Source organism: Jeotgalibacillus sp. R-1-5s-1 (assembly GCF_004405105.1).
In the GTDB taxonomy this organism is placed as follows: Bacteria; Bacillota; Bacilli; order Bacillales; family Jeotgalibacillaceae; genus Jeotgalibacillus.
In genome coordinates, this window is record NZ_SORW01000002.1 from 248917 (window position 1) to 269744 (window position 20828).

General features: G+C 44.8%; 18 protein-coding genes. All 18 read right to left on the reverse strand.

The window, feature by feature from the left end:
• Positions 1-26: 26 nt before the first annotated feature.
• The 18 genes from E2491_RS01260 to E2491_RS01345 all read right to left on the reverse strand — a co-directional run bounded on the left by E2491_RS01260 (position 27) and on the right by E2491_RS01345 (position 20809).
• Positions 27-1070: an aspartate-semialdehyde dehydrogenase gene (locus E2491_RS01260; protein ID WP_134371736.1), complete on the reverse strand. Its 1044-nt coding sequence runs from the start codon at positions 1068-1070 to the stop codon at positions 27-29.
• Between the two features lie 99 nt (positions 1071-1169).
• Positions 1170-1769 carry a dipicolinate synthase subunit B gene (locus E2491_RS01265; RefSeq protein ID WP_134371738.1) on the reverse strand — a complete coding sequence of 200 codons (600 nt, stop codon included), beginning with the start codon at positions 1767-1769 and terminating at the stop codon, positions 1170-1172.
• Positions 1770-1772: 3 nt separating this feature from the next.
• Positions 1773-2660 carry a dipicolinate synthase subunit DpsA gene (gene dpsA / locus E2491_RS01270; protein WP_134371740.1) on the reverse strand — a complete coding sequence of 296 codons (888 nt, stop codon included), beginning with the start codon at positions 2658-2660 and terminating at the stop codon, positions 1773-1775.
• An 18-nt stretch (positions 2661-2678) separates the two neighbouring features.
• The gene (locus E2491_RS01275; protein ID WP_134371742.1) at positions 2679-2960 is read right to left on the reverse strand and encodes a YlmC/YmxH family sporulation protein; all 282 of its coding nucleotides are present in this window, start codon (positions 2958-2960) and stop codon (positions 2679-2681) included.
• Between the two features lie 304 nt (positions 2961-3264).
• Entirely contained in the window at positions 3265-4506 is a 1242-nt protein-coding gene (locus tag E2491_RS01280; protein ID WP_134371744.1) for a M16 family metallopeptidase, read from the reverse strand.
• A gap of 247 nt (positions 4507-4753) precedes the next feature.
• On the reverse strand, positions 4754-6874 hold the full coding sequence (gene pnp, locus E2491_RS01285; protein ID WP_134371746.1) for a polyribonucleotide nucleotidyltransferase: 2121 nt from the start codon (positions 6872-6874) through the stop codon (positions 4754-4756).
• 141 nt (positions 6875-7015) lie between these two features.
• Positions 7016-7285: a 30S ribosomal protein S15 gene (rpsO, locus tag E2491_RS01290; protein WP_134371748.1), complete on the reverse strand. Its 270-nt coding sequence runs from the start codon at positions 7283-7285 to the stop codon at positions 7016-7018.
• 177 nt (positions 7286-7462) lie between these two features.
• On the reverse strand, positions 7463-8428 hold the full coding sequence (locus E2491_RS01295) for a bifunctional riboflavin kinase/FAD synthetase (protein ID WP_134371750.1): 966 nt from the start codon (positions 8426-8428) through the stop codon (positions 7463-7465).
• Positions 8429-8442: 14 nt separating this feature from the next.
• The gene (gene truB, locus E2491_RS01300) at positions 8443-9363 is read right to left on the reverse strand and encodes a tRNA pseudouridine(55) synthase TruB (RefSeq protein ID WP_134371752.1); all 921 of its coding nucleotides are present in this window, start codon (positions 9361-9363) and stop codon (positions 8443-8445) included.
• A gap of 89 nt (positions 9364-9452) precedes the next feature.
• Complete coding sequence (gene rbfA / locus E2491_RS01305; protein ID WP_041122438.1) at positions 9453-9797, reverse strand: 30S ribosome-binding factor RbfA; 345 nt, start codon at positions 9795-9797, stop codon at positions 9453-9455.
• A gap of 37 nt (positions 9798-9834) precedes the next feature.
• The gene (locus E2491_RS01310; protein WP_134371754.1) at positions 9835-10113 is read right to left on the reverse strand and encodes a DUF503 domain-containing protein; all 279 of its coding nucleotides are present in this window, start codon (positions 10111-10113) and stop codon (positions 9835-9837) included.
• On the reverse strand, positions 10113-12293 hold the full coding sequence (infB, locus tag E2491_RS01315; protein WP_134371756.1) for a translation initiation factor IF-2: 2181 nt from the start codon (positions 12291-12293) through the stop codon (positions 10113-10115). The genes E2491_RS01310 and infB overlap by 1 nt, the downstream gene beginning before the upstream one ends.
• A 13-nt stretch (positions 12294-12306) precedes the next feature.
• Positions 12307-12615: a YlxQ family RNA-binding protein gene (locus tag E2491_RS01320; RefSeq protein WP_134371758.1), complete on the reverse strand. Its 309-nt coding sequence runs from the start codon at positions 12613-12615 to the stop codon at positions 12307-12309.
• Entirely contained in the window at positions 12612-12890 is a 279-nt protein-coding gene (gene rnpM, locus E2491_RS01325; RefSeq protein WP_134371760.1) for an RNase P modulator RnpM, read from the reverse strand. The genes E2491_RS01320 and rnpM overlap by 4 nt, the downstream gene beginning before the upstream one ends.
• Before the next feature lie 15 nt (positions 12891-12905).
• A complete protein-coding gene (gene nusA / locus E2491_RS01330) occupies positions 12906-14030 on the reverse strand; it encodes a transcription termination factor NusA (protein WP_134371762.1) in 1125 nt (374 codons plus the stop codon).
• A gap of 25 nt (positions 14031-14055) precedes the next feature.
• Positions 14056-14526: a ribosome maturation factor RimP gene (gene rimP, locus E2491_RS01335; protein WP_134371764.1), complete on the reverse strand. Its 471-nt coding sequence runs from the start codon at positions 14524-14526 to the stop codon at positions 14056-14058.
• 135 nt (positions 14527-14661) lie between these two features.
• Positions 14662-18975, reverse strand: coding sequence for a PolC-type DNA polymerase III (locus tag E2491_RS01340; protein WP_134371766.1), 4314 nt, complete (start codon positions 18973-18975; stop codon positions 14662-14664).
• A 115-nt stretch (positions 18976-19090) separates the two neighbouring features.
• Positions 19091-20809 carry a proline--tRNA ligase gene (locus tag E2491_RS01345; RefSeq protein ID WP_134371768.1) on the reverse strand — a complete coding sequence of 573 codons (1719 nt, stop codon included), beginning with the start codon at positions 20807-20809 and terminating at the stop codon, positions 19091-19093.
• Positions 20810-20828 lie beyond the last annotated feature (19 nt).

Genomic DNA, 20828 nt, shown 5'->3' on the forward strand with positions numbered 1-20828 from the left:
TGCTGCCCCTCTCTGCAGCGTGGGACTTAGACGAGTTTTAGTTTGATTAAGCTTTCAGCAATTTGTACAGAATTCCACGCCGCTCCCTTTAAAAGATTGTCAGAGACAATCCACATATGGAAACCGTTATCCTCATCAGGATCCTTACGTACGCGACCTACGAATACGTCAAGCTTTCCTGCAGCTGTGCTTGGCATCGGGTAAAGCTGTTCATCAGGTCGATCCTGAAGAACAACACCAGGTGCTGTTTCCAATAGCCCGTGCAGATCTGCAACATTTTTGCCGCTTTCATTTACTTCTATATAGACGGACTCTGAATGACCATTTTCTACAGGAAGTCTGACGCAGGTAGCTGAAACTTTAAGTTCCGGCATATGCATAATTTTCTTTGTTTCGTTGATCATTTTCATCTCTTCATAGGTGTATCCGTTCGTATCGAATACATCAATTTGAGGTACCGCATTAAATGCGATCTGATAATGATGATCCGCTCCTTTAACAGGAAGCACAGAAGCCTTTACTTCTTCACCGTTAAGAATTGCCTGTGACTGTTCGTTCATTTCGGTAATCGCCTGCACTCCTGCACCTGAAACGGCCTGATAAGTTGAAACCAACACTTTACTCAGTCCATACGCCTGTCTGATCGGCTCAAGTGCTACAACCATCTGAATTGTAGAACAGTTCGGGTTAGCAATAATACCCTTATGCTGATGCAAATCTGATTCATTGACTTCCGGAACAACGAGCGGCACTTCCGGATCCATTCGGAATGCACTTGTATTGTCAATCACAATGGCACCGCGTTTTGCTGCTTCAGGTGCCAACGCCTTCGAAACACTTCCACCTGCTGAGAATAATGCAATATCCACCCCTTCAAACTTCTCGGGTGCTGCTTCTTCAACTGTGACTTCTGCTCCGTTAAAAAGAAGCTTTTGACCAGCAGATCTTGCTGAGGATAGCAAAGTTAATTTCTCCACCGGAAATTGACGTTGCTCTAATATAGATAGCATCTGAGTACCTACTGCACCAGTTGCTCCGACTACTGCTACATGATAACCGTTACCTTTCACGAAAAAGCTCCTTCCTGCTATTATCCTGTGATGCGTTAGACAGATAAAGCACTAATGTGTTTTCATACATGACATTGTATCATTTTTCGCTTTCAATTCTCAATCTCTTTTATTTAAATTCGCCATTGTTAATACAGGCTGGATTTGTTTTCCAAGAATCGCTGCCTCCACCGTTGATTGAATGTCACTCATATGCGCAACTAGTGAATTTGGTTTTGAGATAGGATCATCCTGACTGAATGGAACAAAATATACATTTTTAGCGGCCATGAGCTTCATAATATTTACACCGTTTAATCCAAGACCGTCATTTGTTGAGATGGCAACGACAACCGGTTTTGTATTACGCATCGTTGCTTTAGCAGCCATTAATACAGGTGAGTCGGTCAATGCATTGGCAAGTTTGGACAGTGAATTCCCAGTCAGTGGGGCAATGACCATACAGTCAAGCGGCGTAACCGGCCCGAACGGTTCAGCCTCCGGAATCGTACAGACGCATTTTCTACCCGCAGCTTCTTCAATATCCTTCAGCCACGACTCACCTTCTCCAAATCGCGTATCGGTTTTTTGAACCGTATAACTGACAACCGGGTATACCTCAGCACCGAGAGCCCTTAACTTCTTTATTTCAGGCAATACCGCATGATACGTGCAATGGGAACCTGTGAGACCAAAGCCGATTCGTTTACCGTGTAGCATACTTCACACTCCATCCGTCTTTAATTTGCCAGTGATTGCATCCGCAAGAATGGTGCCTGCGGTTTTCGGCGCTACCATTCCCGGCAGACTCGGTGCTTCAATATAATTTAATCCGAGCATCTCAGCATTCTTTTTCTGCTCATGACATGGATTTGAAGCCAATTCAATGATCGTTGATTTTGGCTCAAGGCAGGATAATGTATCCATCGTAAGTATGTCGTCTGTAGGTATCGTATTGATCCACGTCTCTATATGGGGTAAATGATTCCGGTATAAAGGAAACGGAATCACCTCAATGCCCATCTCAACCATTCTGGCATTTTCTGCTTTTGAAATAGATGTACCACAGACGTGTGCCCCGAGTGCCTTCAGCATCCTTGCGATCGTCATTCCTGTTCTGCCAAACCCTGAAATGAGTACCCGTGACTGATGGATGGTTTTTTCAGTGTGCTGGATCAGCAACCACAACACCCCTTCAGCTGTGGGGATGGAGTTCAAGATGGCTACTTCGTCTTCCTCCATCATATAGACTGTCTCATGCTGCTGCTTTTCGAGCCACTCTGTCCGGATGCCCGAAAACAGGAGACAGTCTTTTTTTACTCTCTCCATGTCTTCATCAGCCAGGATAATATTATGCTTTGAAAAGGATGACCGGACTTCACCGTTTGACATGACCCCGCTTACTGGAAAGATCATCGCATCCAGCATGTGAAAAGGAAGTTCATCAAGCGTGCATTTTGTATATCCCGGTTCAGACAGTGCCAGTAAATCAAAGCCAGCTAAATATAAATGAAAACCTTTCTGGCACAATGTCTGCGCAATAATCTTCTGTCTTGCATCTCCACCGATAACGGCGATGTTTATTCCTGACCCCTTTTTTTCATCTGCCATTCCAGCTCACTCATTTCACTATTCTTCTTTCTCAGGTATTTTATGTATGTTCTCTTTTAACTGTGATTCATGTTCCTGAATTAAGATCATTTCCTTTCCGACAGAGGTGATATCGTTCCACGGAATGAAATACTCTTCCTTTACTCTTGAAAACGGGTTCATTTTTGCTGCAGGAATCAGCATCTTTTCGATTTGTCCGGTTGTCTGGTTAAATTCCAGGTCGGCATTCCCAAGCACACCCATTCTTTCTGCCCGGTTGATATGAATAATTTCTTTTCTGTACAGCTCACTTAGTCTCATATGAAAACCTCCTTTTGTGTATAGTGGAGTTTATGGTTTTGTGGATGATTTCATGTCTTTTGTTTACATAATAATAATATCGTGAATTAAAATTTCCCGAAATAAAAAGTGACAGACTCTGAACGGAGTCTGTCACTAAAGGGTTTTTGTAAATAATGCGGGTCTGTGGCACCCTTCGCTTTCCGTGGCCGGGCGGTGAACCCCTTGTGCTCCGCACAAGGGGTTCACCGCCACAGGAGTCTTCGGGTGCCACAGACCCTAAGGTTAAAAATCAACATTTACTTTTTATAAATGTATCATGTTGTTAAGCGTGCTGGTATGGTTTTATTTCTTTTGGTGAAATGATAGATGTTGCATGGCGATCTGTTAGTACCTGCTGCGTGACGCGGTTAACGGAATCGAGTGTGACTTCATCGATTCTGGTAATTAACTCGTCCATTGAACGGTGACGACCGAGCATGAGTTCGTTTTTACCGTTTCTGCTCATTCGGGCATTTGTGCTCTCAAGCCCGAGCATCAGGTTTCCTTTCAGCTGTTCTTTTGAAAAAGAAAGCTCCTGCTCTGTCATGCCATTCTTTTTGAATGAATCGAGTGTCGTTTTTACTGTTGAAAATAACTCATCCAGCTGATCTGCACCCGTGCCTGCATAGACGGTTAAAAGGCCGTTATCTTTGTGGGCAGAGTGGTATGAGAATACAGAATAAGCAAGTCCTTTATCCTCTCTGACGTCCTGAAAAAGACGGGAAGACATGCTGCCACCTAGCACATTATTCATGATGATCAGGCTGTACGTATCCTCATGTCCAATTGGGAGTCCTTCAAAGCCGAAGCAAAGGTGCGCCTGTTCTGTTTCTTTTTTCTTTGACAGCTGTTCGTAATGAAAGGAAGGTTTTGCCGGTTCCGTTCTATTTTGTCCTTTTGACTGGTAATCACCAAACAAAGCCTCGACTTTCTGGATAAATGAAGGATCTACATTTCCTGCAACAGAAATGACAACATCCTCCGGACGGTACATTTCGTACACGTATTGCTTCAGGCTGTCCTGACTGAATGAACGGATCGTCTGTTCCGTTCCTAAAATAGGGTAGCCAAGCGGATGGTTTCCGTATACGGCTTCACCAAGAAGGTCGTGGACGATATCATCAGGCGTATCTTCATACATTTTGATTTCTTCAAGTACAACATTTTTTTCTTTTTCAAGTTCAGCCGGGTCGAAGACTGAATTAAAAAACATATCCCCGAGCACTTCCAGCGCGTGCTCTGCATGATTGTCGAGCACTTTGGCATAGTAGCATGTATATTCTTTAGAAGTGAAGGCATTTACGTGCCCGCCAATACGGTCGAATTCTTCTGCGATCTTTCTTGCAGATCTTTCTTTTGTTCCTTTAAAAAGCATATGCTCAAGGAAATGGGACACCCCATTATTGTGTTCATTTTCATGACGCGATCCTGTACCGATCCAGACGCCTACCGCTGCAGAGCGGACGGTCGGGATCTGTTCAAAAACCACACGCAAACCGTTTTTACACGTGTGACGAGTAATCATATTTAACATCTCCTACTATCATTTACTGCCTGTTTTAAGCCATTCGGCTAAACGATGGACTTCCGTTAGCATTTTACTACTTTTGAATGATTTTTTCACTCATTTAGTCTTTTTGTTAGCAGATTATGCACATAAAAAAGGCGGGACAAAACTCAGATGGAGTTATGTCCCGCTCTCTTATTCTAAATTGATAAGCCGAGCGGAAAGCAGATGCTCTCCGCTGATGGCATCTGCCTAAACAGATGATTTAAGACTTAGCCTGTTCTTCTCTTTCCTTCTGCTCTTTCAAAACAGCTTTACGGGAAAGGTTTACACGTCCCTGGTTATCGATTTCAGTTACTTTTACTTCAATCTGGTCACCAAGGGATAATACGTCTTCCACCTTGTTTGTACGTTCTTCCTGAAGCTCGGAGATGTGAACGAGTCCATCCTTGCCGCTGAAGATTTCAACGAAAGCACCGAATTTCTCAATCCGCTTAACTTTACCAAGGTAGTTCTGACCGACTTTCGCTTCACGTACCATGTCTTCAATGATCTGTTTTGCTTTTTCATTCATCGCTGAATCTGCAGATGCAATGAAGACTGTTCCGTCCTGCTCAATATCAATCTTCACGCCTGTTTCCTCGATAATTTTATTGATCGTTTTACCGCTTGGTCCGATAACGTCACGGATCTTATCAGGATTAATAGAAAGCTGGATGATTTTCGGTGCATACTCTGACAGCTCTTTTCTAGGCTCGCTGATTGTTTCAAGCATGGAATTCAGAATGTGAAGTCTTCCTTCTTTTGCCTGAGTCAGTGCCTCTTCAAGAATGTTCTTTGTAAGTCCGTCAATCTTAATATCCATTTGAAGAGCAGTAACACCCTTAGCCGTTCCAGCTACTTTAAAGTCCATGTCTCCAAGGAAGTCTTCCATTCCCTGAATATCAGTCAGAATGGTGTAGTCCTCACCTGATTTAACAAGACCCATCGCAATTCCGGCAACCGGCGCTTTAAGAGGAACCCCTGCGTCCATCATGGCTAGTGTACTTGCACATATACTCGCCTGTGAAGTTGAACCGTTTGATTCAAGTACTTCTGATACAAGACGGATCGTATATGGGAAATCCTTTTCACTTGGCAGTACTTTTTCAAGCGCACGCTCACCTAGTGCACCGTGACCGATTTCGCGGCGGCCCGGTCCTCTGATCGGACCTGTTTCACCAACACTGAACAGCGGGAAATTATAATGATGCATAAAGCGTTTTGACTCTTCCACGCCAAGTCCGTCAATAATCTGAACATCGCCTAAAGCACCAAGCGTGGCGATGCTCATTGCCTGAGTCTGTCCGCGGGTGAAAAGGCCTGAACCGTGTGTACGAGGAAGCATACCCACTTCAGAAGCAAGTGGACGGATCTCATCAGGACGTCTGCCATCAGGTCGGATTTTATCCTGGGTGATCTGGCGGCGAACTTCCTCCTTGACCATCTTATCAAGTGCTTTTTTAGCATCCTTGATCACAGCTTCTTCTGCTTCTTCCGCTTCAAAGACAGCCAGCACTTCTTCTTTTACTGCTGAAATGGCTTCTTCACGTGCATGCTTTTCCTGTGTTTGAACAGCGGAAACCATTTTGTCTCCTGCCATTTCATGGACACGGCTTACAACGTCAGCATCCAGCTCAGCAAGCGTAATTTCACGCTTTTCTTTTCCGCATGCAGCGACAATTTCTTCCTGGAAAGCAATCAGCTTTTTAATCTCTTCATGACCGAACATGATCGCCTCAAGCATTTTTTCTTCCGGTACTTCAAAAGCTCCGGCTTCTACCATGTTGATGGCATCCTTTGTTCCGGCAACAATCAGTTCCATTTCACTTTTGTTCTGCTGTTCAATTGACGGGTTAATGATGAATTCACCATCAATCAGACCGACCATAACACCTGCGATCGGACCACCGAATGGAATATCGGATACACAAAGTGATAATGATGATCCGAGCATAGCAGCCATTTCAGATGAGCAGTCCTGGTCCACACTCATGACCATGCTCATAATCTGAACATCGTTACGGAATCCGTCCGGGAAAAGCGGGCGGATCGGACGGTCAATAAGACGACTTGTTAATACAGCACGCTCACTTGGACGTCCTTCTCTTTTGATAAATCCTCCCGGAATTTTTCCGACAGAATACATACGTTCTTCATAGTTAACGGTAAGCGGGAAGAAATCCAGCGGTTTTGGCTCTTTTGATCCTACAGCCGTACTTAATACCACGGTATCACCGTAGCGGATAAGCGCAGCTCCGCTTGCCTGTTTTGCAAGCTGTCCGACTTCAACCGTCAGTTTACGGCCTGCCCAGTCTGTGGAAAAAACCTGTTTTGTCTGATCCATAAATAAACCCCTTTCTGCTCTGAACATAGGAAAGAATTACTTCTTACTAGCTTGTGCAATGGTTTCGCTATGTATTTACATAAAAATTTTATCCTAATAAAAAAGCGGGACAAGTCCCGCTTTTCATCTCTGCATTCATTCTTATCGACGAAGGCCAAGTTTGTTGATCAGTTCGCGGTAACGAGCTACGTCGTTGTTACGAAGGTAAGACAACAGGTTACGGCGGCGTCCAACCATTTTGAACAGTCCGCGGCGTGAATGGTGGTCCTTCTTGTGTGTACGAAGGTGCTGGTTCAGGTTGTTGATGTCTTCAGTAAGAATCGCAACCTGTACTTCTACAGATCCTGTATCTCCTTCGTGTGTACGGAATTCCTGAATGATTTCGTTCTTGCGTTCTTGTGTAATAGCCATTTGTATAGCCCTCCTAAAAATATTTTTAAATCCCCTGTTACCGAGCATACGGCGGAGTCACCGGAATGCCAAGCAAAGGTTCATGTCATACATGAATATACTATCATAGACAGTCACGGTCTGCAATAGTCCGCATAAAATCAGCTGATTCGGACGCGCAAACTGATTCAACCTTTATCAAGTCTGATCAGAACTTCTTTTCCGTTCCCTGAACAGTTCGATCGCAGATTCCTTATCAAGTGAAATCTGACGGACAAGTGAATCAATCCCGTCGAATTTTTGCTCACTGCGGATTCTTTTGATCCATTTTACTATTACTTCTTCCCCGTAAATACTCTCTGAGAAATCAAATAGATGAACTTCAACAGACAATGCTGCTGAGCCCGGATCATTAAAAGTCGGTTTATAACCAATATTACATACTCCGTCATGCCAGTGACCTAATACGTACAGTTGAACAGCGTAAACACCTGGTGATGGGATCATACCAACCGGGTCATATGAGATATTTGCAGTGGGGAAACCGATTTTCCGGCCCCGCTTCTCTCCGTGTATCACACTTCCTTCAGTCACATATTCCTCTCCGAGCAATTCTGCTGCAGCCTGCACTTCACCATCACCGATTAACTGACGGATACGGGTTGAACTGATCTTTTCGTCACTGAGCTCCTGCTTTTCAACAATCGATGAGGTAAAGGCATTTCTGGAGTGAAAAGGAAGTGTATCCATCTTACCTCTCCCCATTTTACCGTAGGAAAAATCAAACCCTGCCGTCACATGGACGACATTCAGATTAATCAGGTACTGGTCGACAAATTGCTGGGGTTCAAGGCCTGCAAAAGCGGATGTGAACCTGACAACAAAAACATAATCCACTCCAAGATGCCTGATCTTTTCAAGTTTTTGAGAAAGTGTTGATAACAGCCTGACCGGATCCTTTTTGGAACTGAGTACAATGGAGGGGTGAGGTTCAAATGTCATGACTGCACTTTTCAATCCGTGCTGTGCTGCGTAATCGACAGCGGTCTGAATGACTTTTTGGTGCCCTCTATGTACGCCGTCAAAAAAGCCGAGTGCAATCGACAGCTTCGGCAGTTCTTCCTTTACGAGCTCATGTGGATGATGAAGAGTATATACTTTCATAAATTAATCCTTTCTCACCCTGTGAAGATGACTTTTACAGGTTTAATCAGCCCTGACTTTGTAGGATGAAGTTGATAAATAGCTAATGCTTCATTGTTGTGATAAACCGCAACAGGTTCTCCCTCTTCTCCCGTCCAGCCGGAAGGCACCGGAAGAACCGCTCCGTGTTTCACTTTACTTGCAACTTTATCATTAACGACCAGCATCTTCAATCCGGAGAGCCCCATTTCAAGGGGCAGCAGAAGGTCATCGGCTGACTGTTCAGTCAGTTTTTGTGCGAGTTCTTCAAGTGTCAGGCAATGCTCTTTCTTAAATGATGCAGAGGATGTCCTTGTTAAACGGCTCATATGTGCAGGAAAACCGAGCCGCTCCCCAAACATCACCGCAAGTGTCCGGATATAGGTGCCTTTACCGCACACGATATCAGCTGAAAAAGAAAATGTTTTCTTCTCTTCATCCCACTCAAGTGTCTCCTCGTCAATGACAATTGAATGGATTGTGACTTTTCTGGATGGCCGTTCGATCACCTGGCCTGCCCGCGCATACTCATACAGCCTCTTCCCGTTTACCTTAACTGCAGAATACATTGGTGGAACCTGTTCAATCTCACCTGTCAATGACTCAGCCACATCTAAAATAGCCGACAGAGCGATTGCCTCATCAACAGCTGTTTTTTCAACTAATTCACCTGATGCATCTTCTGTCTCAGTTGACTCCCCAATGACGATATCAGCTCTGTAGGATTTACCGGCATCCGTCACATATTCTGCAATTTTCGTTGCTCTGCCGATACAAAGCGGCAGCACACCGTCCACATCCGGGTCAAGGGTGCCTGTATGACCCACTTTTTTTGTCCGTAACATTTTTCTCACCTTAAACACACAATCATGAGACGTCATCCCCGCCTCTTTCCATAAAGGAAGAATTCCGTTCATCTTTAATCCCTCCAGCCGCATATATAGTTGATTATGTAAGTTAATAAACAATTTGAAAAGCAGGCAGAAAAATTCTGCCTGCTTTAACATTATTCTCGCTCTTTCAGGTCGCGGATCAGTGATTCAATCCGGTTCCCTGTTTCGATTGACTCATCGAATTCAAACAGCAGCTCAGGCGTTTTACGAAGTCTGATTCGCTGCCCGATTTCTGAACGGATAAAACCTTTTGCTTTAGCCAGACCGCGCAGCGTATTTTCACGCTGTTCTTCATCGCCAAGCACCGTAATATAAACCGTTGCCTGCTGAAGGTCACCTGTAACTTCTACATCCGTTACAGTAACAAATCCGATTCTTGGATCTTTTATTTTGCGTCCGATGATATCGCCGAGTTCTTTTTTCATTTGTTCCCCGACACGATTTGAGCGTAATGACATAACACTCCACCTCTTTACGTAAGGAAATTTATTTCCTCTACAGACGCTCTACATAACACGACACGGGCTCCCACTCAGGAAATGACTCCAAATAGGAAATGGCCCGCTGAACTTCTTTTTCAGCAGCAGTATAATCAGCTGCTGCTGAAACGAGTTCAATCAATGATCTTTGCCATGTGTCCTGATGATCAATTTCTGCAGCGGAAATATTATATCTTTGTTTTACCCTTGTAAGGACCCTTTTTAACACAGATCTCTTTTCTTTAAGGGAATGGGAATCAGGCACATGAAATTCACATTCTGCCCTGACAATCATCAGCGTTTAATTTCTTCCATGATAAACGCTTCAAAAATGTCCCCTTCTTTTACATCATTGTAATTTTTAAGCGTGATACCACACTCATAGCCTTTAGCAACTTCTTTTGCATCGTCTTTAAAACGCTTGAGCGTATCAAGCTCTCCTTCAAATACAACGATGCCGTCGCGGATCAGACGTACGCCGCTGTCACGGGTGATCTTTCCTTCCGTCACATAGCTTCCTGCAATCGTACCGACTTTAGAAACTTTGAACGTCTGACGAACTTCAGCCTGACCGATTACTTTTTCTTCGTATTCAGGATCAAGAAGGCCTGTCATCGCAGACTCAATCTCTTCGATAACTTTGTAAATGATTCTGTGAAGACGTACATCCACCTGCTCAGCATCAGCAGCACGCTTGGCATTTGCATCCGGTCTTACGTTAAACCCGATGACAATCGCATTTGATGCAGCAGCTAAGGTAATATCCGATTCTGTAATGGCACCTACAGCCGTGTGGATAATCTTAACGTTAACACCTTCTACATCAATCTTTAGAAGGGATGCTGCAACGGCTTCAACAGAACCCTGAACGTCACCTTTTACAATCACATTCAGTTCCTTCATTTCGCCCTGTTTCATCTGTTCAAACAGATTATCAAGGGAAACGCGTGATTTTTCACCACGCTGAGCCTGAAGCGCCTGCTGGGCACGTGATTCACCGATTGAACGGGCAGTCTTTTCGTCTTCGAATACGACAAAACGGTCACCGGCCTGAGGTACATCATTCAGACCCGTAATTTCTACCGGAGTAGAAGGTCCCGCTTCTTTCACGCGGCGACCAAGGTCATTAACCATGGCACGAACGCGGCCGAAGGTATTTCCTACTACGATTGGATCTCCAACGCGAAGTGTTCCATCCTGAACGAGCAGTGTGGCAACAGATCCACGGCCTTTATCAAGCTCTGCTTCAATGACTGTTCCCATTGCACGGCGTTTAGGATTGGCCTTTAATTCTTCCACTTCTGTAACGAGCAGAATCATTTCAAGCAGGCTGTCAATTCCTTCACCATTTAATGCCGAAACCGGTACGAAGATCGTATCTCCACCCCACGCTTCAGGTACGAGGCCATGTTCCGTCAGCTCCTGCATCACGCGGTCAGGGTTTGCAGATGGTTTATCCATTTTATTCACAGCAATAATAATTGGCACTTCAGCAGCCTTGGCGTGATTAATCGCTTCAACCGTCTGAGGCATAACACCGTCATCTGCAGCGACAACAAGAATCGTAATGTCCGTTACCTTCGCTCCACGTGCACGCATCGTTGTAAAAGCAGCGTGTCCCGGTGTATCAAGGAACGTAATTTTCTTGCCTTCATTGACAACCTGGTAGGCGCCGATATGCTGAGTGATTCCACCTGCTTCGCCTTCTGTAACCTTTGTTTTACGGATTGAGTCAAGTAAAGTTGTTTTACCATGGTCAACGTGACCCATAATTGTTACGACTGATGGACGTTCAACCAGGTCGTCTTCATTGACTTCCTCATCGAAATACGTTTCAAGGTCTGTAGAGTCAATTAAAATTTCTTCTTCAACCTCTACTCCATAGTCTGCACAGATCAGTTCGATTGAATCCTTATCAAGCTCCTGGTTCACGGTAGCCATGACACCAAGCATGAACAGCTTCTTCACGATTTCAGAAGGCTCACGGTGCAACTTCTTCGCAAGTTCAGCAACAGTTAATGATTCAACAAAAGTGATTTTTTCCGGCAGTTCCTTCTGCTTAGGAGGCGCTGGTTGGAAAGCAGGTTTGTTTTTCTGGCCACGGTTATTTTTACCGCCACGGTTCTGCTGGTTCCCCGGACGCTGACCGCCACGGCCTTTATTATTTGCCTGCCCTTGCCCCTGGCCTTGTCCGCCGCGGCCACGGTTATTCTGCTGTCCGCCACTGCGGTTTTGCTGTCCAGCCGGACGATTCTGTTGTCCCTGTGGACGACTTTGAGTCTGATTACCTGCAGGTTTTGGCTTGCTTTCTGCAGTCTTTCCGTTGTACGACTGGTCAAGCTTTGTAATCACATCATTTTCCAATGTTGCCATGTGATTTTTTACTTCAATATTCATTGTCTTCAGCTTATCAATCACATCTTTGCTGGAAACATTTTGTTTTTTTGCATATTCATGAACACGTACTTTACTCATTCGTTCACCCCCGTTAAGATTCATCGAGCAGTGTTATCAGCTTTTCGGCGAATCCTTTATCAAGAACTGCCACCGTAACTCTGGCATCTTTTCCAATCAGTTGTCCAAGAAGGTAGCGGTCAGCTACCTTTCTCACAGGAACACGATAGTAAGCTGCCTTATCTGTTACTTTTTTTGTAGTGTTCAAAGAAGCATCTTCTGAAAGAAGAACAAGCTTTGCTTTATTGCTCCTGATTTCTTTTACCACTAATTCTTCACCGGAAATCACTTTTCCTGCCCGAGTTGCAAGGCCCAGAAGAGACATCCATTTGGACTGGCTCATTTCGGGTCTCCTGCGTCCACCAGCATCAGCAGTTCCTCATAGAGTTCAGGACTGACTTCTGCTTCAAGGTGGGTGCCAAGAATATTTTTCTTCTTAGCCTTTAAAATTGCTTCCTTATCTTTCGAAACATACGCTCCTCTGCCGGATTTTTTCCCGGTCAGATCAATGGATACCTCGCCCTCTTTTGAACGGACGATACGGATCATCTCTTTTTTATCTTTCATTTCATTCGTTGCTACACATTTTCTTAATGGAACTTTACGCTTTTTAGTCACCGTATCCGCTCTCCCTTATTCGATGTCGTCATCTGAATAATGAAAAGAATTGTCCATTTCATCCTCTGAGAAAAGAGGCTGGTCATCCCGTGGATAAATGCCCATCTCGCGGGCATCTGTTTCACTCTTAATATCAATCTTCCAGCCGGTCAGCTTCGCAGCAAGACGTGCATTTTGACCGCGCTTACCAATCGCTAGTGATAATTGATAATCAGGTACGATGACTGTAGTAGCTTTTTCATCTTCGTTCACCTGAACATCAACTACTTTTGACGGACTGAGTGCATTCGCTACGAATACAACAGGATCCTCGGACCATTCAACGATATCAATTTTTTCGCCTTTAAGCTCATTGACAATCGCCTGAACACGTCCACCTTTTGAACCTACGCAAGCGCCGACTGCGTCAACTTCTTCGTTATCTGAGTGAACGGAAATCTTCGAGCGGTCTCCGGCTTCACGGGAAACAGATTTGATCTCAACGGTCCCGTCAAAAATCTCAGGCACTTCGATTTCAAACAGACGCTTCAAAAGACCCGGATGTGTTCTCGATACAAAGATCTGAGGGCCTTTCGTCGTACGCTCAACCTTTGTAATGTACACTTTTATACGGTCGTGCGGTTTGTAGGATTCATTCGGCATCTGCTCATTCAACGGCAGTAATGCTTCAATTTTCCCAAGCGCCACGTAAATAAAGCGGTGATCCTGACGCTGCACAATGCCCGTCATAATATCGTCTTCACGATCAACAAATTCAGTATAAATAATACCTCTCTCTGCTTCACGGACACGCTGTGTTACGACCTGCTTGGCTGTCTGGGCAGCAATACGCCCGAAGTCACGAGGCGTTACTTCCAGCTCAACGATATCTCCTACCTCATAGGAAGGAGCAATTTCCTGCGCATCAGCAACAGCGATTTCGAGTCGTGAATCAAATACCTCATCCACCACTTCTTTTCTTGCAAAAACACGCATTGACCCGTTATCAAGATTAAGATCCACGCGGACATTCTGCGCCTGGTTGAAGTTGCGTTTGTAAGCAGATACTAAAGCTGCTTCAATTGCTTCAATCAGCACATTTCTGTCAATTCCTTTTTCCTTTTCCAGATACGTCAGCGCATCAAATAATTCTGTACTCATCTATGACTCTCCTTTCATTTGGTCCTTAAGAAAAGGTAACCGCAAGACGGGCTTTTGCCACTTTTTCTGTTGGAACCGTTATTTGTTTCTTTCTCGTTTTAATGGTCATGGTTACGGTCAGGCTCTGTCCATCATATGCATCGAGCACACCTTCGATCTCTTTAAAGCCTTCAACAGGTTCATAAGTCTTCACAAAGACTTGTTTTCCAACAGCATTTTGAAAGTCTTTTTCCTTTTTCAGAGGCCGCTCGGCACCCGGAGATGAAACTTCCAGAAAGTAATTTTGCTGAATCGGATCGAGCTCGTCAAGCTTTTCACTTAACCGCTCACTCACCTGGCCGCATTCTTCAATATCCACACCTGTTTCCTTGTCAATAAATACACGTAAGAACCAGCTTGAGCCTTCTTTCACAAATTCAACATCTACGAGTTCAAGGTTCATATCTTTCAGAATAGGCTCTGCCAGCTGCTCTGTTAGCTCAGTAATTTTACTCATCTGTTTCCTCCATCATCTCTGAAAAATGCCTGAAACAACACAAAAGAGCGGGCGGCACCCACTCTTTTGACGTCAGAGTTATCTAAAACATTTCCGAAATTATAATACCATATATTGCGAACCCGTGCAAATGCTCTAAAACAGAGAAAGCTGGTTCTGATCCGGCAGCCCTTCAAGGCATCCTTGAGAGTCGAGGTATTCAAGAATCGTTTTCGACACTTTCCCACGCTTCTGAAGATCCTCCTTCGACAGAAACTCTCCGCCTTTGCGTGCTTCCACGATGTTGATCGCGGCATTCGTACCAAGGCCCGGGATTGCATTAAACGGCGGGATCAGTGAATTCCCTTCGATTTTGAACTCTTTTGCATCTGATTTGTACAGATCGACCTGTTTAAAGGAATACCCGCGTTCACACATCTCAAGGCAAAGCTCAAGGACTGTAAGCAGATTTTTCTCTTTCGGAGAAGCATCGAGACCTTTTGAATTAATCAGCTCTATTTTTGCCTTAATCGCCTGCGAACCGGCAGCCATCGCTTCAAGATCAAAATCCTCCGCACGCACGGTAAAGTACGCCGCGTAATAGAGAATCGGATGATGAACCTTAAAGTAGGCAATTCTAACCGCCATCAGTACGTATGCTGCAGCGTGGGCTTTCGGGAACATGTATTTGATCTTTTTACAGGAATCAATATACCAGTCGGGAACCCCGTTATTTTTCATGTCTTCTTCCCACTCAGGATTTAATCCTTTACCTTTACGCACAAACTCCATAATTTTAAACGCAAGAGAAGGCTCAAGTCCCTGGTAAATGAGATAAACCATAATGTCATCCCGGCATCCGATTACATCCGACAGCTCACAAATCCCGTTATGAATCAGTTCCTGGGCATTGCCTAGCCATACGTCCGTTCCGTGCGACAGCCCTGAGATCTGTACGAGTTCAGAGAACGTTGTCGGTTTTGTATCCTCAAGCATCTGACGAACAAACCGTGTTCCAAACTCCGGTATTCCAAGCGTTCCTGTTTTACACATAATCTGATCAGGTGTGACTCCGAGCGATTCCGTTCCGCTGAAAATCTTCATGACTTCAGGGTCATCAGTCGGAATCGTCTTTGGATCTATACCTGATAAATCCTGCAGCATACGGATCACAGTCGGATCATCGTGACCTAGAATATCAAGCTTCAATAAATTATCGTGGATGGAGTGGAAGTCGAAATGGGTCGTTTTCCATTCGGATTCACTCGCGTTCGCCGGAAACTGGATCGGGGAGAAATCGTAAATATCCATATAATCCGGCACAACGATAATCCCACCCGGGTGCTGACCCGTTGTCCTTTTAACACCGGTACAGCCGCTCGCGAGCCGCTCCACTTCCGCTCCTCTGAAATGAAGATTGCGATCACCTGCATATCCTTTTACATAACCGAATGCCGTCTTATCCGCTACCGTTCCAATCGTTCCGGCGCGATACACGTATTCCTCACCAAAAAGAACCTTCGTGTAGTTATGGGCAACTGGCTGGTATTCACCACTGAAGTTGAGGTCAATATCCGGCACTTTATCTCCTTTAAACCCGAGGAACGTTTCAAATGGAATATCCTGACCGTCCTTGACATAAGGAATGTCGCAGTCAGGACAGTTTTTGTCCTCTAGGTCAAATCCTGATCCGACAGAACCATCATTAAAAAACTCTGATTTTTTACACTTAGGACACACGTAGTGCGGCGGAAGAGGGTTTACCTCTGTAATTTCTGTCATCGTTGCGACAAACGACGATCCGACCGATCCCCGCGATCCAACAAGATACCCATCAACGAGTGACTTTTTAACAAGCTTGTGAGAAATCAGGTAGATAACGGCAAATCCGTGACCGATGATACTTTTCAATTCTTTTTCCAGCCGTGCTTCAACAATTTCCGGAAGATCATCCCCATAGATGCTGCGCGCCATATCATAGCTCATCTTACGCATTTCTTCATCCGCGCCTTCAATTTTAGGTGTAAATAGCTCATCCTTGATCGGCGTCACATCTCCAACCATGTCGGCAACCTTATTCGTATTCGTCACGACAATCTCTTTTGCTTTCTCATCCCCGAGAAAAGAAAAAGCATCAAGCATTTCGTTGGTCGTTCTGAAATGCACGTCAGGCAGGTTATGACGGTTCAGCGGGTTTGCTCCACCCTGTGAGGAAATCAGAATTTCCCTGTAGATCTTATCGTTTTCATTTAAATAATGAACGTTCCCCGTTGCAACTGCAGGCAGTTCCAGTTTATCTGCCAGTTCAACAACTTTTTTTATGATTTCCTTCAAATTATGCTCATCCCGCACCAGCTCAAGCTCAATCAGGTGACTGTAGGCGGCTGGAGGCTGGACTTCAATGTAATCGTAGAAACCGGCAATCTCTTCAACCTCTTCAGGCGATTTTTGCATCATGCCTTCGAATATTTCTCCTTTATCACAGGCGGAACCGATGAGCAGACCTTTGCGGTGTTTTTGCAGAAGCGATCTTGGGATTCTCGGTACCCTGAAGAAATAATCAATGTGTGAAATCGAAACGAGTTTAAACAGGTTTTTTAAGCCTTCCTGATTCTGCGCAAGCAGCGTGATATGACTTGGACGTGCCCGTTTAAAAGCATCACCCTGACCCATATAATCATTCAGCTGATTGTGATTGGTAATCTCTTTTTCTTTCGCTTTCTTTAAAAGCTTCGCTAAAATATACCCCGTTGCTTCAGCGTCATAGATCGCGCGGTGATGCTGGGTCAGTTCCACATCGAACTTTTTGGCGAGTGTGTTCAGACGGTGGTTTTTCATTTCAGGGTGTAGCAGTCTGGCAAGCTCAAGCGTATCAATGACCGGGTTTTTAGCCTGCTCCATTCCTGCACGTTTATAACCTACGTTTAAAAAGCCCATATCAAACGATGCATTGTGCGCAACCAAAGTATGGTCTCCACACCACACTTTAAAATCAGCGAGCACTTCTTCAATCTCAGGTGCATGACGAACCATATCATCAGTGATACCTGTCAGATTAATCGTTGTAGCTGATAGTGCATGATGCGGATTGGCAAAGCGTTCAAAACGGTCAATAATCTCGCCTTCTTTCATCTTCACCGCTGCAAGTTCTATAATTTTATCGTACACTGCTGACAGACCCGTTGTCTCCACGTCAAATACGATATACGTTTCTGTTTCAAGATCACGGTCTGCATCATTATAAGCAATCGGTACGCCGTCATCTACGAGATTCGCTTCCACGCCGTATAAGATTTTAATATCATTTTTACTTCCGGCAGCTGCAGCCTCAGGGAAAGATTGAGCAACCGCATGATCCGTGATGGCAATTGCTTTATGCCCCCACTTTTTCGCCTGGGAAACGAGTGATGAAACGGATGATACAGCATCCATCTGACTCATCGGTGTGTGAAGATGGAGCTCGACCCTTTTTTCCCCTTCAGGCGCAGTATCCTGTCTCAGCTCCGGCTGAATCTCCATCACATCCTGTGCGATCATCACGAGATCTCTCACGAAAGTATCGTTTTGAATAGACCCTTTCGCACGGACCCACATCCCTTTTTTCAGCTGATTCATGATCGCTGCGTCTTCCTTGTCCCGAGAGAACATTTTAACGAGAATTGAATCAGTATAGTCCGTAACTTTAAATGTCAACAGGGATCGGCCACTTCTGAGCTCTTTCACTTCTGCATCAAAAACGAGACCCTGAATGGCAATTTTGCGTTCTTCTTCCTGAATGGTTTTAATTGCGACCGGCTCATCCGGCTTGATGGAATATCCGATTGCAACAGGACCTGAATGAGATTCTGCTGCATTTTTCTGATCCTCCACCTTCTGCATTTCAACAAGTGCCTGTTTGGCCCATTCTTCTTCTTCTTTTTTCTTCGATTCTACAAATGCCTGGTATTCTTCATCAGATTGGCCGGCAGCTACTTCTGTTTGCAGCTGGAACTGGCCAAACCCCCATTTGGCATAAGCGTCACAAAGAATGTCTGCATATTTATTTTTTATTTGCATGCCTTCTGTTTCATTTGAAACATGGATCGTCAGCCTGTTCCCGTTAATCACCGGCTTTTGCGCGGTCAAAAGCTTAAGCAGTGGTGGTGCAATGCCCTGAAGCTCTTCGAGACAAACTTCCCAGTAATCAAGGATTTGTTCATCTGTCCATTCGGCCTGATCAAGGTTCACGGAGAAAGTAACACTTGCGATATGACTGAATGAGGAAATAAGGCGGGAAGAGAACTCTTTCATTAATGTACAAGGAATGACCTGGTCAAAGCGGAAAGTAAAATGCCACTTTTTCTCCTTTTTATGTACAGAAAGCTTTTCAATTTCCGCCCCTTCAAAATGCTTCATATGCATATCACCGGTAAGGTTGAGCTGAGTCAGCAGCAGTCGGAATTTATCCTTTTTTGAGAGATCTGCACTCATGGTTTTCATCCCTTTCAGACACTGAAGGCTGGTACGGGTCGCACCAGCCTTCGTTTTTAAAAGTTTAACAGTTACATGTAAAGGATAAGCGTATCCTTTCTATGATATCTCATCATTATGATTCATTTGAAAGCTGACGGAAAATCTCCTGAAGTTTGTCCGTTAATTCCTCTTTCTGTACTTCATGGGTTTCACCTGAGTGACGGATTTTCACTTCCACAATACCTTCAGCAGCGCGTTTACCAACTGTAATTCGAACCGGCAGACCAATAAGGTCCGAGTCGGCAAATTTAACACCTGCACGCTCTGCGCGGTCATCCATCAGGATCTGGTAACGGTAGTCCGACAATAATTTATAAAGCTCTTCCGTCATTTGAGCCTGATTTTCGTCCTTCATATTAACAGCAATCAGATGAACATCATATGGTGCGATATTAACCGGCCAGATTAAGCCATTTTCATCATTAAATTGTTCAGCCATTGCTGCAAGCGTACGGGAAACACCGATACCGTAACAGCCCATGATCATTGGTTTGGCACGGCCATTTTCATCGAGGACCGTTGCTCCCATCGGTTCACTGTAAACCGTGCCAAGTTTAAAGACATGTCCAACTTCAATTCCTTTGGCGAATCGGATCACACCGTTTCCATCAGGAGATGGATCCCCTTCTACCACAAAGCGCAGGTCAGCGTATTGTGTAACCGAAAAGTCACGGCCAGCCTGAAGCTGAGTATAATGATAACCGTCTTCATTCGCTCCAGCTGTAATATCACCCATTGATTCAACAGCATGATCAGCAATAATTGTCACATCGTCAGAAACTTTTACCGGGCCGACAAAACCGGGCTGTACGCCCATATAACGGACGGTTTCCTCTTCCGTTGCAAGCTCTGCCACTTTACCGTCCACTGCATTTTTAACCTTCACATCATTTACTTCATGATCGCCTCTTACAAGAACAAGCACCGGCTTTTCATCCACCATAAACAGCATGGATTTAACCGTTTCTTCTGCTGAGATCCCGAAGAAATCCGCTACCTGCGCAATGGTTTTCTGATCAGGGGTAGCCACTTTTTCAGCGTCCTTCCCGCTGTGTGTACGCTTATCATACTGTGTGTTCACAGCAGCCATTTCTAGGTTGGCAGCATAATCAGATGAATCGGAATAGGCAATCGTGTCTTCACCGATTTCTGAAAGCACCATAAATTCGTGGTTATCCTTTCCTCCGATTGCTCCTGAATCAGCCAGAACAGCTCTGAAATTCAGCCCGCAGCGGCGGAAAATATTCTGGTATGCCTGAAACAGGCGATCATACATTTCATCCAGGCTTTCCTGAGAAGTATGAAAGGAATACGCATCCTTCATTAAAAACTCACGGCCGCGAAGCAGACCAAATCTCGGCCGTTTCTCATCGCGGTATTTAGTCTGAATCTGGTAAAGAGTGAGTGGCAGACGTTTATATGACTTGATCTCGTCTCTTAAAAGGCTGGTAATCATTTCTTCATGCGTTGCACCGAGCGCGAACTGCCTGTCATGTCTGTCATTCAACCGCATTAATTCAGGACCATATGTCGCCCATCTGCCGGACTCTTCCCATAATTCAGCAGGCTGAAGAGCAGGCATCAGCATTTCAACAGCACCTGCTGCATCCATTTCTTCACGCACGATCGCTTCTACCTTCTGAAGAACTTTTTTTCCAAGCGGTAAAAAAGAATAAATTCCGCTGGCATTCTGTCTGATATATCCTGCCCGTAAAAGGAGCTGATGACTTTTGACATCAGCTTCTGAAGGGATTTCCTTTAAAGTTGGAATTAACGTCTGGCTTTGTTTCATCAATAAGCACCTCTATTTT

Bases quoted from the DNA above. Each gene is read 5' to 3' on its own strand.
- E2491_RS01280 (WP_134371744.1), bottom strand. From the start codon at position 4,506: ATGATTACTCGTCACACGTGTAAAAACGGTTTGCGTGTGGTTTTTGAA.
- infB (WP_134371756.1), bottom strand. From the start codon at position 12,293: ATGAGTAAAGTACGTGTTCATGAATATGCAAAAAAACAAAATGTTTCC.
- E2491_RS01310 (WP_134371754.1), bottom strand. From the start codon at position 10,113: ATGATTGTCAGGGCAGAATGTGAATTTCATGTGCCTGATTCCCATTCC.
- E2491_RS01340 (WP_134371766.1), bottom strand. From the start codon at position 18,975: ATGAGTGCAGATCTCTCAAAAAAGGATAAATTCCGACTGCTGCTGACT.
- rpsO (WP_134371748.1), bottom strand. From the start codon at position 7,285: ATGGCTATTACACAAGAACGCAAGAACGAAATCATTCAGGAATTCCGT.
- E2491_RS01320 (WP_134371758.1), bottom strand. From the start codon at position 12,615: ATGAGCCAGTCCAAATGGATGTCTCTTCTGGGCCTTGCAACTCGGGCA.
- E2491_RS01295 (WP_134371750.1), bottom strand. From the start codon at position 8,428: ATGAAAGTATATACTCTTCATCATCCACATGAGCTCGTAAAGGAAGAA.
- truB (WP_134371752.1), bottom strand. From the start codon at position 9,363: ATGAACGGAATTCTTCCTTTATGGAAAGAGGCGGGGATGACGTCTCAT.
- dpsA (WP_134371740.1), bottom strand. From the start codon at position 2,660: ATGGCAGATGAAAAAAAGGGGTCAGGAATAAACATCGCCGTTATCGGT.
- pnp (WP_134371746.1), bottom strand. From the start codon at position 6,874: ATGGATCAGACAAAACAGGTTTTTTCCACAGACTGGGCAGGCCGTAAA.
- E2491_RS01345 (WP_134371768.1), bottom strand. From the start codon at position 20,809: ATGAAACAAAGCCAGACGTTAATTCCAACTTTAAAGGAAATCCCTTCA.
- rbfA (WP_041122438.1), bottom strand. From the start codon at position 9,797: ATGTCATTACGCTCAAATCGTGTCGGGGAACAAATGAAAAAAGAACTC.
- E2491_RS01265 (WP_134371738.1), bottom strand. From the start codon at position 1,769: ATGCTACACGGTAAACGAATCGGCTTTGGTCTCACAGGTTCCCATTGC.
- E2491_RS01275 (WP_134371742.1), bottom strand. From the start codon at position 2,960: ATGAGACTAAGTGAGCTGTACAGAAAAGAAATTATTCATATCAACCGG.
- nusA (WP_134371762.1), bottom strand. From the start codon at position 14,030: ATGAGTACAGAATTATTTGATGCGCTGACGTATCTGGAAAAGGAAAAA.
- rimP (WP_134371764.1), bottom strand. From the start codon at position 14,526: ATGAGTAAAATTACTGAGCTAACAGAGCAGCTGGCAGAGCCTATTCTG.